General features: G+C 63.4%; 14 protein-coding genes and 1 pseudogene (1 of these 15 running past the window's edge). 10 read left to right on the forward strand and 5 right to left on the reverse strand.

Annotation, left to right across the window (positions count from 1 at the left end):
- From JV201_RS11530 to JV201_RS11550, 5 genes and pseudogenes are all read left to right on the forward strand, one after another.
- Nucleotides 1–521 (forward strand): annotated as a pseudogene (locus JV201_RS11530) (IS481 family transposase) (it extends 606 nt beyond the left edge of the window).
- 913 nt (nt 522–1,434) lie between these two features.
- Nucleotides 1,435–1,944: a sigma-70 family RNA polymerase sigma factor gene (locus JV201_RS11535; RefSeq protein ID WP_219406930.1), complete on the forward strand. Its 510-nt coding sequence runs from the start codon at nt 1,435–1,437 to the stop codon at nt 1,942–1,944.
- Between the two features lie 8 nt (nt 1,945–1,952).
- Entirely contained in the window at nt 1,953–2,912 is a 960-nt protein-coding gene (locus JV201_RS11540) for a FecR domain-containing protein (RefSeq protein ID WP_003220092.1), read from the forward strand.
- Between the two features lie 91 nt (nt 2,913–3,003).
- On the forward strand, nt 3,004–4,797 hold the full coding sequence (locus tag JV201_RS11545; RefSeq protein WP_102368724.1) for an ABC transporter ATP-binding protein: 1,794 nt from the start codon (nt 3,004–3,006) through the stop codon (nt 4,795–4,797).
- Entirely contained in the window at nt 4,791–6,530 is a 1,740-nt protein-coding gene (locus tag JV201_RS11550) for an ABC transporter ATP-binding protein (RefSeq protein ID WP_219406931.1), read from the forward strand. The genes JV201_RS11545 and JV201_RS11550 overlap by 7 nt, the downstream gene beginning before the upstream one ends.
- Before the next feature lie 34 nt (nt 6,531–6,564).
- Here the strand turns inward: JV201_RS11550 and JV201_RS11555 are convergent, their stop codons facing one another.
- On the reverse strand, nt 6,565–8,304 hold the full coding sequence (locus JV201_RS11555) for a dipeptidase (protein WP_219406932.1): 1,740 nt from the start codon (nt 8,302–8,304) through the stop codon (nt 6,565–6,567).
- A gap of 329 nt (nt 8,305–8,633) precedes the next feature.
- Here JV201_RS11555 and JV201_RS11560 point away from each other — a divergent pair, with 329 nt between their 5' ends.
- Nucleotides 8,634–9,590 carry a Dyp-type peroxidase gene (locus JV201_RS11560; RefSeq protein ID WP_003220100.1) on the forward strand — a complete coding sequence of 319 codons (957 nt, stop codon included), beginning with the start codon at nt 8,634–8,636 and terminating at the stop codon, nt 9,588–9,590.
- On the opposite strand, the gene JV201_RS11565 is transcribed toward JV201_RS11560, so the two are convergent.
- Nucleotides 9,587–10,459 carry an undecaprenyl-diphosphate phosphatase gene (locus tag JV201_RS11565; protein WP_219406933.1) on the reverse strand — a complete coding sequence of 291 codons (873 nt, stop codon included), beginning with the start codon at nt 10,457–10,459 and terminating at the stop codon, nt 9,587–9,589. The two genes, JV201_RS11560 and JV201_RS11565, sit on opposite strands and share 4 nt — an antisense overlap.
- A gap of 189 nt (nt 10,460–10,648) precedes the next feature.
- Between JV201_RS11565 and JV201_RS11570 the strand changes: the two genes are divergently transcribed.
- On the forward strand, nt 10,649–11,155 hold the full coding sequence (locus tag JV201_RS11570) for a GNAT family N-acetyltransferase (protein WP_032898758.1): 507 nt from the start codon (nt 10,649–10,651) through the stop codon (nt 11,153–11,155).
- Nucleotides 11,156–11,159: 4 nt separating this feature from the next.
- Here the strand turns inward: JV201_RS11570 and JV201_RS11575 are convergent, their stop codons facing one another.
- Nucleotides 11,160–12,116: a GlxA family transcriptional regulator gene (locus JV201_RS11575; RefSeq protein ID WP_003220105.1), complete on the reverse strand. Its 957-nt coding sequence runs from the start codon at nt 12,114–12,116 to the stop codon at nt 11,160–11,162.
- A gap of 167 nt (nt 12,117–12,283) precedes the next feature.
- On the opposite strand from JV201_RS11575, the gene JV201_RS11580 reads away from it, so the two are divergent.
- Together JV201_RS11580 and JV201_RS11585 are read left to right on the forward strand one after the other, a co-directional pair.
- Complete coding sequence (locus JV201_RS11580) at nt 12,284–12,961, forward strand: type 1 glutamine amidotransferase domain-containing protein (protein ID WP_008431436.1); 678 nt, start codon at nt 12,284–12,286, stop codon at nt 12,959–12,961.
- Nucleotides 12,962–13,059: 98 nt separating this feature from the next.
- On the forward strand, nt 13,060–14,184 hold the full coding sequence (locus JV201_RS11585; RefSeq protein WP_102368728.1) for an alkene reductase: 1,125 nt from the start codon (nt 13,060–13,062) through the stop codon (nt 14,182–14,184).
- 7 nt (nt 14,185–14,191) lie between these two features.
- Here JV201_RS11585 and JV201_RS11590 read toward each other — a convergent pair whose 3' ends face one another.
- Nucleotides 14,192–14,797, reverse strand: a complete 606-nt coding sequence (locus JV201_RS11590; RefSeq protein WP_008431431.1) for a glutathione S-transferase — start codon at nt 14,795–14,797, stop codon at nt 14,192–14,194.
- 64 nt (nt 14,798–14,861) lie between these two features.
- Nucleotides 14,862–15,860, reverse strand: coding sequence for an NAD(P)H-quinone oxidoreductase (locus JV201_RS11595; protein WP_102606093.1), 999 nt, complete (start codon nt 15,858–15,860; stop codon nt 14,862–14,864).
- Nucleotides 15,861–16,036: 176 nt separating this feature from the next.
- Here JV201_RS11595 and JV201_RS11600 point away from each other — a divergent pair, with 176 nt between their 5' ends.
- Nucleotides 16,037–16,912, forward strand: coding sequence for a LysR family transcriptional regulator (locus tag JV201_RS11600; RefSeq protein WP_008431428.1), 876 nt, complete (start codon nt 16,037–16,039; stop codon nt 16,910–16,912).
- Nucleotides 16,913–16,958: the final 46 nt, after the last annotated feature.

The raw sequence follows: 16,958 nt of genomic DNA on the forward strand, positions 1-16,958 counted from the left end.
CCCCATGGGGCTCTCCGCGTAATCCGGGGGAGATCACGGAACTGAGTATCTGGCTCGTTCGCCTAGGTATCAGAGTAAGTTTCAGTCGGCCTTTCCACCCTCAAACCAATGGGAAAATCGAACGATTTCATCGGTCACTCAAGGCTGAAGTGCTCAACGGCCGCCATTTTCGGACGCTTGCAGAAGCGCAAACAAATCTTGATCAATGGCGAGAGGTTTATAACCATCAACGCCCTCATCAAGCCCTGGATTACAAGGTTCCAATGGACCGATACCGAGAAAGCCCCTGGGCTTATCCGGAGACGCTTTTGGCGTTTGAGTACGGGCCGGACGATTTAAAGGCCAAGGTTTATCACAGCCGATTTAAGTTTCAGAAGCGCTATTTCAGGATCGCCAAAGGCCTGGCCGGACATCACATCGCACTACGTCCCAACACTGAAAGTGACGGGCTATTTGACGTCTATTTCTGCCATCATTTTTTGCGAACGATCGACGTGAAACAGCCTGATTACGGTTCATAATGTGTCAACCATGTCCCCGCACATGTGTCCACCATGTGTCCGGTCCGTACAAAAAGCGGCAAAGTAACCAAAGCGCTCTGCCCCGCCTGTCGGCGCCTCGCCTAGGCTCGGCGTTCCCTCACTCCGGCATTGCTCCGCGGGCCGCCGCGACGGACCATCCATGGCCCGGCGCGGCTAAACCGGCGTCCTGCCGGTTTACCCGCTGCGCAATACCTGCGTTCGGCCTCGGGCTTATTGGGGCAGTCAGAGCAAGATCAAAAGCAAGAGCACGGCGGCCTACCGGCCGACCTGAGTGTTAAAAGCCAGATCAAAAACCAGAGCGAAAGCAGAGCCGCTTTTCTGTAGGAGCTGGCTTGCCGGCGATGCAGACACCTCGGTRCATCAGRYACACCSAGKYGATGCCATCGCMGGCAAGCCAGCTCCYACATTTGAACCGTGCCCGCTKTAGCTTTTGATTTGGCTTTTAAACACTCAAGCCGGCCGGTAGGCCGCTGTGCTCTTGATCTGCTTTTGATTTTGATCTTAGGCGCCCCGTTAAACCACGCTGGCCGAACGCAGGCTTTGGAGCGTGGGTAACCCGGCAGGACGCCGGGTTAGCCGTCCTGGGCCAAGGATGGCCCATGACGGCGGCCCACGGTCCAAAGCCGGAGTGAGGGCACACCGAGCCTAAGCGAGGTGCCGAGTGGTGGGGCAAGAGCGTTTTGCTTACTTTTGCGCTGTTCAAAAGTGAGCCGCTGTAAGAGCGGAACCAATAGCAGCCGTKACCGCAGCAACGGATATGTACCCATAACCCCGCCATCCCCCCCGCTAGCCCCCCGCATTGCACCCGCAGCCCAGAGCCGATAGTCTTGCAAATCATTACCAGCCCAATCGCCCCAGCACCCCCGGGCCCATTGGGTAAAAGGAGAGGTTTGTGAACATCGGACAGTTCGCCTTTCAACGCCAGGTTGAAAATCTATACGTCGACCACAACGCCTGGCTACGTACCCTGTTGCGCCGCAAGCTGGGCAACGCATTAGACGCCGCCGACCTGGCCCACGACGTCTACCTGCAACTCATGCGCAAGGGCCAACTCCCGCCCACCGGCGAATCCCGGCGGCACCTGACCCAAATCGCCAACGGCCTGGTCATCGACCTCTACCGCCGCCGCCAGATCGAATCCGCCTACCTGCAAGCCCTGGCCCTGTTGCCCGAACCCTGTGCCCCCGATGAAGAAACCCGCGCCCTGGCCATCGAGGCCCTGATCCAAATCGACGCCTCCCTGCACAGCCTGCCACCCAAGGCGCGCCAGGCCCTGTTGCTGTGCAAGCTCGATGGCCTGAGCTACCGCGAGATCGCCGCCGAGCTCCAGGTCTCCGTCTCCTCGGTGGAAAAGTACATCGCCGCGGGCCTGCTGGCCTGCTACCAGACCCTGTACGGCTGACCCTCGCAATGTCGACCGAGCAGCCAATCTCCCCGGATATCATCGAGCGCGCCGCCGCCTGGATGGCCCGCCTGTGGGCCGATGACGCCAGCGCCGAAGACCACGCCAACTGCCTGCACTGGCGCGCCGAACACCCCCATCACGAACTGGCCTGGACGCGCCTGCTGGGCTTCGAGCAAAAACTCCACAGCATCCCCGCGCCGGTGGCCAGGCACAGCCTGGCCGAACCCGACGCTCCCGACTCCCCCGACCGCCGGAGCACCCTGCGCCTGCTGGGCCTGTTGGTCGCAGCCGGTGGCCTCACCTACGGCGTGCGCCACACCGACGCCTGGCAACTGGCGAGTGCCGGCCATAGCACCCGCACCGGCGAAGTTCGCGAAGTGGTATTGCCCGACGGTACCCGCCTGGTATTGGGCCCGGCTTCAGCAATTGACGTGCAGTTCGATGACGACCAGCGCCTGGTGCTGCTGCGGGCCGGCGAGGTCTTCATCACGACCGCGCCGTCAGCCCGGCCGTTTCGGGTGCAGAGTCGCCAGGGCGTGTTTCATGCCCTGGGCACGCGTTTCAGCCTGCGCCAATGCGACGACGGCAACTGCCAGTTGGCCGTGCTTGAGGGCGCCGTGCAGGTGCAGCCCGACCATGGCGCAGGTGCGCGGGTGGAGGCAGGTCAAGGCGCCACGGTTTCCAGGGACACCGTGCAGCCGACTGCGGCGGTGACTGACCGCAGCATCGCCTGGGTCAGGGGCGTGTTGGTGGCCGATGGCACCCGGCTCGACGAACTGATCGCCGAGCTGGGACGCTACCGCCGCGGTGTACTGCGCTGTGCGCCTGAGGTGGCGATGCTGCGGGTCAGCGGTGTATTGCACCTGGACAATACCGACCTGGCGCTGGACAACCTGGCCGCCGCGTTGCCGATCCAGGTGGTGCGGCGCACCCGCTATTGGGTGACGGTCCGCGCCCCTGCCTGAAAATTCCTTGAGGTTTCGATTGAGGGTTTTGGCCGCTCGTTCGGAAGATAAGGTAAGGGCGAGCAAAGGCTCATTCAGTCAGGGAGACTTCATGAGTAACAAGGATGTGGCTGCGGCCAAACCCAGGGGGCGCGGCGCGGTCTCGCAAGTGTTGCGGCCGGTGCGCGGGCGACTGATCGCTGCGGCACTGCTGGCCGGTGTGGGCAGTATGCTGACGCTGGTGCCGCTGGGGGGCATTGTGCATATCGCCAGGGTCGCCCTCGGCGCGCCGTCGATGGCCCAGGCATCGGGCGAGGTCTGGTTGACCATCAGCCTCAGCCTGGCGAGCCTGTTCGCGGGCCTGCTGTTGATGACAGTTGCGGAGACGGTCGCGCACCTGGCCGACAACCACATCACTCGCCACTTGCGCCTGGCCATCGCCCAGCGCCTGAGCCAGGTGCCGCTGGGCTGGTTCACCGAGCGGGCGTCGGGCGAGGTCAAGCAGGCGATGCAGGATGACATCGGCACCCTGCACAGCCTGACTGCGCATTTCTACACCACCGTGGGCCGTTGTGCCGGGGCCGTGCTGCTGTCGGCGGCTTATCTGTTCATGGTGGACTGGCGCATGGCGCTGGTCTCGCTGTTGCCGTTTCCGGGGTTTTTGCTGTTTTTTACCCGGGCGATGAAAGCCAGCGGCAGCCACATGCAGTCCTTTGTCGAGCGCATGACCCGGGTCAATAACGCGGTGGTCGAGTTCGTCAACGGCATTCCGGTGGTCAAGGCCTTCGGTGCCACCGGCAAGGCCCACGCCAGTTACCGCAAGGCGGTAGATGAGTTCAGCGAAGCCTTCGTTGAGTTCACCCGGCCACTGGTGGGGACGATGGCCAATGCCAACGCGATGATCGCCCCGGTGACGGTGCTCGCCATGGTGCTGACGTTTGGCCTGGTGTTTGTCAGCCTGGGCTGGATCAGCGCGGTGGAGGTGCTGCCGTTCGCCATTGTCGCACCGGGCATTTGCGCGCCACTGCTGCTGCTGAGTTACATCGTGCATGATCTGGACAACGCCACCGGCGCGGCCCAGCGCGTGCAGGCACTGCTGGCGACGCCGGTGCTGGCCCAGGTGGAGCCGGGGTGCGAACGCTTGCCCAAGGACGCCGAAGTACGCGTCGAAAACCTCGGGTACGCCTATGACCCGCAGCACCCGGTACTGTCGAACATCAGCTTTACCCTCAAGCCTGGCACCGTAACCGCCATCGTCGGGGCCTCGGGTTCGGGCAAGTCGACCCTGGCGCGCCTGCTGCTGCGGTTTTTTGACCCGACCGAGGGGCGTATCACCCTGGGCGGCGTCGACCTGCGGCAGATCGAGACCTCGCAGCTCTACAACCTGATCGGCTTTGTGCTGCAAGAGGTGCGCCTGGTCCACGCCAGCGTTGCCGAAAACATCGCCCTGGGCCGGCCCAGCGCCAGCCGCAAGGAAATCGAGGCGGCGGCACGGGCCGCGAATATTCATGAGTGCATCATCGGCTTGCCACGGGGCTATGCCTCGGTGATTGGCGAGGACGCGCAGTTGTCCGGTGGCGAGCAGCAGCGTATCAGCATCGCCCGCGCAGTGTTGCTGGCGCCGCCGGTGCTGGTGCTGGATGAACCCACGGCCGCCGCCGATGCTGCAAACGAGGTGGCAATCCAGGAGGCGCTGTCGCGCTTCGCCCAAGGGCGCACGCTGTTGGTGATTGCCCATCGCCTCGATACCGTGATGCACGCCGACCACATCATCGTGCTGGAAAACGGCCGTATTGTTGAACAGGGCACCCATCCTCGACTGATCGCGCAAGAGGGCCGTTATGCGCGCCTGTGGGCGTCGGGCGGTTACAAACAGACCCGCGAACAGGCGCTGCCGACATGCTGAAAACCTTTATCGAACTGTTGGGCGATGACGGGCCGGTCTTCCGTCGCTATGTCGGGAAAGTGATGTTCTACGGTGCGCTGTGCGGGCTGACCCTCGCCGCCCTGGTGCCGGTACTCACCGACATGCTCAACGGTGATCTGGCCGAAGCGGCGTTGTGGCTGGTGGTGTTCCTGGCGGCGGTGGCGACGTGTTGGGCCACGCGACGCGAGGTTGAAAAGGCTGGCGTCGCGGTGGGTGTGGCGGTGCTGCAAGGCGGGCGCCAGCGCATCGGCGACCATGTGGCCGAACTGCCTGTCGGCTGGTTCACGCCTGATAACACGGCGCGGCTCAACCAGGTGGTGACCCAGGGCATGATGGCCGTGGCTCAGCTGCCGGCCCATGTATTTACTCCGGTGCTCAGCGGCGTGGTGACGCCATTGGTGCTGGTACTGGCGTTGTTTGTGCTGCACTGGAAAATGGGCCTGATCGCCTTGCTGGCGTTGCCGATTCTCGGCGGCGCGTTCTGGCTCAGCGCCCGCCTTGGGCGGCGCGCCGACCGGGCGTTCCAGCGCAGCTCGGCCGACACCAGCCAGCGCATGCTGGAGTTCGCCCAGTCGCAGTCGGTGTTGCGTGCGTTCAGTGGCGGCGGCAGCTCGGTGTTCCTGCAACGGGCGATCGAGCAGCAGCACGTGACCGGGGCGCGCCTGATCCTGCTGTCCGCCACCTCGATTCTGCTGAACATGTGGCTGGTGCAGGTGGTGTTCGCGGCCTTGTTGATCGCCGCCGCGCTCTGGCTTGACGCTTACCTGGGAAATGCCTTGCACGTGGGCTCGGTGATTGCGGTGATGGTGTCGCTGTTGCTGGTCAGCCGCTTCATTGACCCGTTGCTGGAGGTGGCCGGCTATGGCGAAACGTTGCGCGGTGCCGGGGTGCAGCTTGAGGCGGTGCGCGAGATATTGGCCGCGTCGCCCCTGAAGGTGCCGAGCGCGCCGCAACCTCCACGGGATGCCTCGGTGGAACTGTTCGATGTGAGCTTTCGCCACGCGGCCGGTTCAAGGGACGTGCTGCGCGGGGTGAACCTGCGTATCGAGCCCGGCAGCATGACCGCGCTGGTGGGGGCTTCCGGTTCGGGCAAGACCACGCTATTGCGATTGGTCGCGCGGTTTTTCGAGGTCAGCCAGGGCCAGGTGTGTATCGGTGGCGTGGACGTACGACAGATGTCCGGCGAGCAGCTCAACGCGCAGATCAGCCAGATCTTCCAGGACACGTACCTGTTCCAGGGCAGCGTCGCCGACAACATTCGCCTCGGCAAACCCGACGCCAGCGACGCACAAGTGTTGGAGGCCGCGCGGCAGGCCGGTGTGCAGGCGATTATCGAGCGCCTGCCCATGGGCCTGTCGACCACGGTGGGTGAGGGCGGGGCACGCCTGTCCGGTGGCGAGCGTCAGCGTGTCGCGATCGCCCGGGCGTTGATCAAGGGCGCGCCGATCCTGCTGGTGGACGAAGCCACGGCAGCACTGGACGCCGAGAACCAGGCGGTCATCGCCGAAACCCTGGCACGCTTGCGCGGCACATGCACGCTGATCGTGATCGCGCATCAGTTGTCGACGGTGGTGATGGCCGACCAGATCGTGGTGCTCGATGAAGGCCGGATCGTGGAGCAGGGCACGCCTGAGCAATTGACCGCAAGGCAAGGGCGCTATGCCCGGTTCCTCGCGCAGCGGCGAGCATCGAAAGGCTGGCGTATCGCTTAGTGGACCCGCCAGGACGGCGGGTCCGAAGGGCAGGTCAGAGCTTCGGCAGTTGCCCGATGCGGCCCATCATTTCGGTGACGATCTGCAGGTCCAGCAGGAACTGGTCGACGGTCTTGAACTCGTTGTCGGTATGGCCGGTGTACTTGACCTCCGGCCGTGCCAGGCCGAATTGCACGCCGTTGGGCAGCTCATGCACCGAGGTAGCGCCGGCAGACGTGCCGTACTTGTGCTCCATGCCCAGGTTCTCGCTGGCCACCGCCAACAGCGCCTTGACCCACTCGCCCTCAGGGTTGCGGTACATCGGCTCGGCGATCGAGTAATCGAAGGTCACAGCCACGTGGTTTTTCTTGGTCCAGGCGCTGAGCTTGTCAGCGATTTCGGCCTTGAGCGCTTCCGGTGACTTGCCCTTTGGCACCCGCAGGTTGACCGCCAGCTTGAAGGTAGTGTCATCTTCGCCCACATAGGTCAGCGAGGTGGTCAGCGGGCCCATGAACGCATCGGAGAAGCCCACGCCCAGCTTGGCGCCCAGGTAATCCAGGCCCCAGTTGTTGGCGGCGTAGTGCGCGGCGTCGGTGAACTGGTTGTGCTTGAGCGCGACCTTGCCGTCGAGGCTGTTGAGGAAGTCGAGGGCCCTGGCTACCGGGTTCACCCCGGATTCCGGTTCGGAGGAGTGGGCGGACACGCCAGTGACGGTCAACTGAACGTCCTTGCCGACGACCTTGGCCGCCACTTCAAAGTCGCCGCCATTGCGCTTGGCGTACTCGCTGCCGGCCTTTTGCAGGCTGGCGGCCAGTTCGGCAGGCTTGTCGCTGAGCAATGTCACCACCGACGCCGACGGAATCTGGTTGGTGGCCTTGCCGCCGGTCATCGAGATGATTTCTGCGCCTTGGCCTTCAGCCTTGCGCTTGGGGAACTTGGCCATGACCGTGCCGTAGCCTTTCTCGGCGATCACCACCGGGTAGCCGCCGTCCAGCGCCAGGTTGTAGTTGGGCGTTGGGTTGTGCTCGAAGTAGTACGGGATCGCGTCGCCGGAGGTTTCCTCGGTGGTGTCCACCAGCAGCTTGAAATTGCGCGCCAGCGGCAGCTTCTCTTCCTTGATCACCTTCATCGCGTACATCGCCACCACGATGCCGTTCTTGTCATCCTCGGTGCCGCGACCATACATCCGGTCGCCGATCAGCGTGACCTTGAATGGGTCGAGCTTGGTGCCGTCCTTGAGCACCCAGTTTTCCGGGGTTACCGGTACCACGTCCGCGTGAGCGTGGATGCCGACCACTTCATCGCCGCTGCCTTCCAGGGAAATCTCGTAGACGCGGTTGTCGATGTTGCGGAAGTTCAGGTTGAACGACTCGGCCAGGCTCTTGATCTTGGCGGCGATCTTGATGAACTCGGGATTGTCGTGCTGGGCCACGCCGGCGACCTGGAAGGTCGGGATCTCCACCAGCTCACGCAGGGTTTCAGTGGCGGCGGCGCCGTACTTAACCCGCGCATACAGGCCCAGCAGGCGATGGATTTCATTCTGCTGGTCGGCGGTCAGGTCCTTGTTGTCGAGAAAGGCACTGATGGCCGGGCCGAGGTTGTCGCTCTTGGCCACGTCATTCTTGGCCAGGCTGGCGAGGAACTGCCGGAAATCCTTGACCGAGGCATCGCTGAAGGTCTTCAGGATGACGGCGTTCTGTTGTGGGGTGAGGTTGGCTTGAGCTTGGGTGGTGAACACCGAAAGGCTGGCGGCCATCAGGGTGGCTACGGCCAGTTGCTTGAGGGAAAAATCCATTGCTGGGGGCATTCCTTTGCAGGGAGTGAGTGAGAAATGTCTGATCGAAAGGTCAGAAACAATTTCACACACTACCATCGGGAGGGCGCAGGAGGGGAGCCCCCGTTGTGGGATTTGTCCGGAGGAAATGCACAAGTGGCGCATAAACGAAAATCCAGTGTGGGAGCTGTCGAGCTTTAGCGAGGCTGCGATAGCGGTGGGTCAGGCAGCATCAATGTTGACACTGCTGCCGCCTTCGCAGCCTCGCTAAAGCTCGACAGCTCCCACAGGGTTAGGTGGTCTGCTAATCTGCGCTCGTTGAATCTCGACCGCCACCCGTGGACCTCTCAATGACATCGCCCTCCGATCAAAACCTTGAACCCCAATCCGTCTGCAGCCCGATCACCAGCAGCGCCATTTTCATGGTCGCGACCCTGGCGCCTGGCAGTGACTCGGCTGAGGCGGTGCGCAGCTGGTGCGCCGATATCGCCGGCCTGGTGCGCTCGGTCGGCAAGCGGGTGCCAGCCGGCAACCTGACGTGTGTCGCAGGGTTTGGCTCCAAGGCGTGGGACGCGTTGTTCGGGGGGCCGCGGCCAGCAGCGTTGCACCCGTTCAAGGAAGTGGGCGTGGCCGGGCGCCTGGCGCCGGCCACGCCGGGGGATATCCTGCTGCACATTCGTGCCGAGCAGATGGACCTGTGTTTCGAATTGGCCACCCAGTTGATGGCGGCGCTGGGGGATGCGGTGACGGTGGTGGACGAGGTCCAGGGTTTCCGCTATTTCGACATGCGCAGCATCATCGGTTTTGTCGACGGCACCGAGAACCCGGTCGGGCGCAAGGCGGTGGGTTTCACCATCGTCGGTGATGAGGATCCGGCGTTCAGCGGCGGCAGCTATGTAATGGTGCAGAAGTACCTGCACAACATGCAGGCCTGGAATGAATTGTCGGTGGAGGCGCAGGAGCGGGTAATCGGGCGCACCAAGTTGTCGGACATCGAGCTCGACGATGCGACCAAGCCGAGCAATTCCCACAGTGCATTGACCACCATCACCAAGGACGGCGAAGAAGTGAAGATCCTGCGGGACAACATGCCCTTTGGCCGGCCGGGCGCGGGGGAATTCGGGACGTACTTTATCGGCTACGCGCGCTCGCCAGAGCCTTTGGAGTTGATGCTGGAGAACATGTTTGTCGGCCGACCGGTCGGCAACTATGACCGCCTGCTGGACTTCAGCACGGCGGTCACCGGCGGCCTGTTCTTCATACCGTCAGCGGATTTGCTCGAAGAACTGGCCGACCGCGCGCCTTAGGCCAACAACCCGGTGCTCACCGCCACAATCAGGAATATCCCGAGCACCGCGCGGTAGATCACGAACGGCCAGGTGGAGAATCGCTCCAGGAACTTCATCAGGCCCCAGATCGCGAAGAACGCCGACACACTGGCGACCACCAGCCCGAAGATCAGGTGCGGCCAGGCGTGGGCGGGCAGGTCGGCGTGGAACAATACCCACAGCTCTTTCAGCCCCGCGAGGGCGATCGCCGGCAAGCCCAGCAGGAACGAAAACCGCGCCGCTTCTTCACGCTTGAAGTTGAGGAACAGTGCGGCGGTCAGGGTCGAGCCCGAGCGGGAAACCCCTGGAATCAGCGCGCCGATCTGCGCAATGCCGACAATCAGCGCATCCCGCAGGCGCATTTCGCCCACCGTGCGCTTATGCCTCGCGCTGAGTTCAGCCGCCGCTAGCAGCACCGCCATCACCAGGCAGGAAATCCCGATCACCATCAGCCCGCGCAGCGGCGAGTTGCAGGAGTTGAGGGTCGACGACAAGGCTATCCCGGCAATCCCGATCGGAATCGTCGCCAGCACAATGGCCACCGCCAGCTTGAACCACTGGTTGTTGTAGTCACCCTGGCGCATCGCAGTGATGCTGCCGACCGTGACCTGGCGTACATCCTTCCAGAAGTAACTGACCACTGCTGCCAGTGCGGCCAACTGCATGGCTGCGGAAAACGCCGAGCCGGGATCCGGCCAGCCGAGCAGGGCGGGCACGATGCGCATGTGGGCGGTGGAAGACACGGGCAACAATTCGGTGATGCCCTGAATGATGCCCAGGATGCCTATTTGCAGGTAATCCAGGGACGCAAAGCCGACATCGAGGCCGCTGGTGCAGACGTTTGTCAAAGTACTTATCCTGAAAGCAAGGGGAGGGAAGTGACGCGGAGTTTAGTCTAACTTTGTAACGATTTTGTCGTTGACACGAGAAAAGCGCGATCGGTTCAGCAAGCAGAAAGCTTGGCCGGTGTATTGGCATTGCAGGTGGCTTTGTTGACAATGGCAGCCTGTTTTTTTGCCGAGATGCCCATGCCTGCAATCCCCGATACCACCGTCGAACTGATCGAGACCGGCCCGGAACACGCCACGTTGATCGCCAACCTTTACCAGTTCTACGCCTACGAGTCCTCGGACTGGGAACAGGAAGATGTCGAGGTGGACGGTCGCTTCTACATCCATGAGGAGCACCTGGCCCGCTACTGGGAAGACCCGCAGTGGAGTGCCAACCTGCTGCTGGTCGACGGCTTCATCGCCGGCTTCCTGCTGATCGAAGGCAGCGAACTGCCGGGGATCGATGCGCTGGAACTGGCGGACCTGTTCATCCTCAAACGCTACCGCCGCAAGGGCATTGGCCGCGCCATCGCCACTCAGGTGTTGAGCAGCGGCGAGGCGAACTGGCTGGTGCGTTTCTATGATCAGGATGAAGTGAGCCAGGCGTTCTGGCGCACGGTGTTGGATAACCTGCCGCGTCCGGTGCAGGCCATCGAGCTGGACGATGAGCCAAACCTGCTGAGCTTCCTGGTGACGCGCGCAGCGTTGCACTGAACCATCAACTGAAAGCGGCGCCAGCCCCTGCACTGAACAATGCCGCCTGCATCGCCTGTGGCGGCTGGCCGAACGCCCGCAGGAACGCCTGGCGCATGCGCTCGCGATCACCGAACCCGGTCTCGCGGGCGACCACTTCCACCGGATGCCGACTGGTTTCCATCATTGCCCGGGCGGCTTCCACCCGCAGGGATTCGATGGCCTTGGCCGGGGTTTGCCCGGTCTCCTCGCGAAACACCCGGCTGAACTGGCGTGGGCTGAGCCGCGCCACGGCCGCCAGGGCCTCGACCGAAAGGTCGTGGGTCAGGTTCTCCCGGGCGTAGGCCAGGGCCAACTGCACACGGTCGGACTTGGGGTCGAGTTCCAGCAACGCCGATAGCTGCGACTGTTCGCTGCCACGGCGCTGGGCAATCACCAGCTTGCGCGCGATGCGGCGGGCGAGGTCGCTGCCCAGGTCGTTCTCCACCATCGCCAGCGCCAGGTCCACCCCGGCGCTCATGCCGGCACCGGTCCAGATCTGGCCGTCGACCACGAACAGCTTGTCTTCCTCCAGGCGAATCTGCGGGTAGCGCTTGGCAAAGGCCGGTGCGTGCAGCCAGTGGGTGGTGGCGCGCTTGCCTTCGAGCAATCCCGCCTCGGCCAGCACGAAGATGCCCATGCACAACGAAGCAATCCGCCGCGACTGTTTGGACGCCGCCTGGACCAGCCTCGGCAGGCTGGCGTCAGGCAGTTGGAACTCCAGGTAACCGCTGACGATCAATGTGTCATAGCCCTCGGGCCGGATCGGCGTGCTGTTCACCGAGAAGCCCTGGGACGTCATGATCGGGCCGCCACTTTCCGACACCAGGTGAAATTCATACGCCTGCTCGCCACGCAGCAGATTCGCGCACTCGAACACCGAGCCCAGGCTGAGGCTCAAGGATTGAAAGTTCGGGTACACCATCAGCGCAATGCTGTGCATCTCATCTCTCCAGGGGGCGCGGAGCGGTGATTGTCGGCGTGTGCCAGGGAAACGGCAACCGACTTGGCGCAATGTCCGGAATCCTTGCGGACATGACATTGTGCGGTTTTGGCCCGGCTCCTAAGCTTGATTCCATTCCAACCCACATCACCCCGAGGCACTGGCACATGAAAGTATTGATGGTTTTGACTTCTCACGACCAGCTTGGCAACACCGGCCGCAAGACCGGGTTCTGGCTCGAAGAATTTGCTGCTCCCTACTACGCGTTCAAGGACGCCGGGGCCGACGTGACCCTGGCTTCGCCGGCCGGTGGGCAGCCGCCCCTGGACCCGGTCAGCGACCTGCCGGATTCGCAAACCGACCAGACCCGCCGCTTCGCCAGCGACCCGGCGGCGCAACAGGCCCTGGCCACCACCGTGAAGCTGGAGTCGGTCAACGCCGGCGACTTCGACACCGTGTTCTACCCAGGCGGCCACGGCCCGCTGTGGGACCTGGCAGAGTCGAAAACCTCCATCGCCCTGATCGAAGCCTTCGAGCGTGCGGGCAAGCCGATTGGCTTTGTGTGCCACGCCCCGGGCGCCTTGCGGCACGTCAAGGCAGTCAACGGCGAGCCGCTGGTCAAGGGCCGACGCGTCACCGGCTTCTCCAACTCCGAAGAAGCGGCGGTTGGCCTGACCGACGTGGTGCCTTTCCTGATCGAGGATGATTTCAAGGCGCTGGGCGGCACGTATGAGAAGGGTGCCGATTGGCAGTCCTTTGTGATTGAAGATGGCCTGCTGGTCACCGGGCAGAATCCTGCCAGTTCCAGTGACGTTGCCAAAGCGCTGTTGAAGCTGACCGCGTAACCCGCCAAATCCCCCCCAAAAGTACGTTGTTGGCGGCTCCCCTGACCGGGAGCCGGCAGCTTCTGCTTGTCTGAAATTTGAATCCGGAACTTTCCCCCATGAGCAACAGCGCTTTAGGTACCCCGATCACACTGGGGCACCACACCCTGAAAAACCGCATCGTCCTGCCGCCGCTTACCCGCCAGCGAAGTGCCCAGCCCGGTGATATCGCCACGGACTTGATGGCGCTTTATTACCGCCAGCGTGCTACCGCCGGCTTCATGGTCAGCGAGGGCACGCAGATCGAGCCTCGCGGCCAGGGTTACGCCTGGACCCCGGGCATCTACACACCGGAGCAGATTGACGGCTGGCGTACCGTGACCGATGCCGTGCATGCCGAAGGCGGCGTGATCTTCGCCCAGCTTTGGCATGTGGGCCGCGTGTCCCATCACGAACTGCAGCCCGACGGCGCAGCACCCGTTGCGCCGTCGGCGATCCAGCCGCAGCAAGCCAAGGCATTCGTTGCAACCGGGCCCGGCACCGGTAAGTTGGTGCAGCCACCCGAGCCGCGCGCCCTGGCTACCGCCGAGGTCAAGGAGTTGGTGGGGCTTTACGCCCAGGCTGCAAAAAATGCATTGGCCGCAGGCTTCGATGGCGTGGAAATTCATTCGGCCAACGGCTACCTGGTCAACCAGTTCATCTCGGCGCATTCCAACCAGCGCGACGATGAATACGGTGGCTCACTGCACAATCGCCTGCGGTTCCTGCGGGAAATCGTCGAGGCGGTGGCCGAAGTAGTCGGCCCGCAGCGCCTGGGTGTGCGCTTTGCGCCGTTGTTCAGCGGCACTGACCAGGACCGGGTCTACATCGGCCTCGTCGAGGAAGACCCGCATCACACCTACATCGAGGCGATCAAGGTGCTTGAGGCGGCCGGCATCGCCTACGTGTCGATTGCCGAAGCCGACTGGGACAATGCCCCCGAGTTGCCCGAGTCGTTCCGCCAGGCGGTGCGTGACACCTTCAGCGGCCGGATCATCTACGCAGGCCGCTACACCGCAGAGCGCGGCGTGCGGTTGGTAGAGGCGGGGCTGGCAGACCTGATCGCGTTTGGCCGGCCGTACATTGCCAATCCCGACTTGCCCCAACGCCTGCTCAACGGTTGGCCGCTGAACCCGTTGAACGCGGACGGCCTGTATGGCGGCACCGAGGTGGGCTTCACCGATTACCCGGTGTATGCCGGGTAGGCACGGGCTACTCGATCGGGTATTTGCCGAATGCCGGGTGCTGCTCGGCGAGGGCCGCGTGGCGTTGCAAGTGGGGAAACGCATCGGCCTTCACGACGTCGGCTATCTTCAGCTGGGTGAAGGACCAGGCGACCGCCACCGTCAGGCTCGCCTGGGTCAGCGGCAAGTCGCTGTCGCGCTCGGCCACCCGCGCCTCCAATAATGCATAGGCCGCCAGCAGTTGCCCGGTCACGCGGTCGATCCATGGCTGATGCAGTTTTTCGGCGGGCCGCAGGTGATGTTCGTAGACGATCTGCACGGTCTTTTCGCACGCTGCCAGCGCCAGGCCGATCACTTGCAGATCCCGGGCAAGCGCTGGGGCTGACGGGGGCAGCAATCGGCTGCCGGCCGGCGCCAGGGCTTCCAGGTACTCGAGGATCAGGCCGGAATCCATCAGCACCGTGCCGTCGTCGAGCACCAGCGTCGGGGCCTTGACCACCGGGTTGATCCCGGAAAACTCATCGAAGGTGCTGAACACCGACAATGCCTGGTGTTCGAACGCGACGCCGTACAGTTCCAGGGAAATGGCCACGCGGCGCACGTAGGGCGAGTCCAGCATGCCGACCAGTTTCATGAAGCCTCCATTAACCGCAGTGTTTTGTTCTGATGACGTTATAAACCGTTTTTCCGCATGTTTATCAATCCACCCGCAACACAATCTTGCCGATATGGTCGCCACCTTCCATGCGCGCATGGGCCTTCGCGGCGTCGGTGTAGGCATACACCTCATCGATCATCGGCAGGCAACGCCCGGCCGACAGCACCGGCCACACGTGTTCGCGCAGTTGTGCGGCAATCGCGGCTTTTTCTTCCCTGGTGCGTGAGCGCAACAACGAGCCGGTAACGATCGCGCGTTTGCCGAGGATCGCCAGCAGGTCGATGTCTTTGGCGCGTGCGCCGCCGAGGAAGCCCAGCATCACCAGGCGACCTTCCATGGCCAGGGCGCTGATGTTGTCGTTCAGGTAGGAGCCACCCATGATGTCGAGGACCACATTGACACCCTTGCCCGCGGTCTTGTCAGCGATGACCTCGGCGAAATTCTGTTCCCGGTAGTTGATCGACTCGGCTCCCAGCTCGCGGATGGCGGCGCATTTTTCCACGCTGCCGGCGGTGGCGAACGCTTCGATACCGAACTCGCGGCAGAGCATCAGCGCGGTGGTGCCGATGCCGCTGGTGCCGCCATGGATCAACACGCGCTGGCCTTTATGCGCACCGCCGATGCCGAACAGGTTGGCCCATACGGTGAAGAAGGTTTCCGGGATCGCTGCCGCCTGAATCCAGTCCAGGCCATCGGGAACCGGCAAGGTCTGGCTGGCGGGCACTGCGCAGTACTGCGCATAACCGCCGCCATTGGTCAGGGCGCACACCTTGTCGCCCAGCGCGTACTCGCTGACGCCTTCGCCCAGCGCGACCACCACACCGGCCACTTCCAGCCCGGGAATCGGGCTCATGCCGGGTTTCATCGGATACGTGCCGGCGCGTTGCAGGGCGTCCGGGCGATTGACGCCGGCGGCGTGCACGCGGATCAGCACTTCGCCGGGGCCGGCGACAGGTACCGGCTCCTGGCGTGGCTGCAGGACTTCGGGGCCGCCGGGGCTGGTGATTTCGATCAGGGTCATTTCGTGGGGCAGATTCATTTGAGCGCACCTGTAGCAATGAACGTGTGGGTTGGGACCGCGCCCGTCACCGAGCGGTTCAGCCTGCTGGCGATCCTGGGTATTTTCTCTGGTGCCCAGCATAGCTGTGATGAGTGATGCAATAATGCTGCGATTACACGTCACGATGATGCAAAAATGCATCGAAGGGGAAAGCCATGAATTGGGACGATGCGCGGGTGTTCCTCGCGGTGTGCCGCGAGTCCACATTACGCGGAGCCGCGCGGGTGCTGGGGGTGGATCAGGCCACCGTGGGGCGACGGGTCAATGCCCTGGAAAAGTCCCTGAACGCAACATTGTTCCTGCGCACCTCCGAAGGCTATGCGCTGACCGCCGTGGGTGAAGCCGCGTTGCAATCGGTGGAGAACATGGAGCGCTCGGCCCTTGACCTGGAGCGTCAGGTCCTGGGCCTGGACGACCGCCTGACCGGCACCGTACGGGTGACCACCACCGATTCCCTGGCCATCGACTTCCTGATCCCGGCCATTGCCCGGCTGCACGATGCGCACCCTGACGTGCGCGTGCAGATGGACGCTTCGACCCAGTTGCTTAACCTGGCCAAACGCGAAGCCGATATCGCGGTGCGCAATACCCGCCCGGACAACCCCGACCTGATCGCCCGGCGCATCGCCCGCTGGCCGGTGGGGCTGTTTGCCTCGCAAGCGTATATCGATCGGCACGGCGCACCCGAGCCGGGCAGCCTGTTCGAAGGACACGACCTGGTGGTGTACCAGCCGCACCTGCAAAGCCAGAAGGACCTGACCCTGGTCAGCGAGCCGCTGGGACGCGGACGTATTGTTGCGGCCTTGAGTTCAAGCCTGTTGGTTCGCCGCTCCATCGCCGCAGGGATCGGTATCGGTGAGGTTCCGATAGTTTCCGGCGAACGCGACGGCCTGGTGCGGCTGTGGCCGGACCGTACGCGGCCGTTGCCCTACGATGTGTGGCTGGTGACCCATGCCGACCTGCGGCACACCGCCCGGGTGCGGGTGGTGATCGACGAGATCGTCGCGGGGTTTGCCGGCACCGGGGAATAGTACGACTGCCTGAAAAGGCCGGGTGTCAGCCCGGCCAGAAATAAGT

Source organism: Pseudomonas sp. Colony2, from assembly GCF_019382755.1.
Classification (GTDB): domain Bacteria; phylum Pseudomonadota; class Gammaproteobacteria; order Pseudomonadales; family Pseudomonadaceae; genus Aquipseudomonas.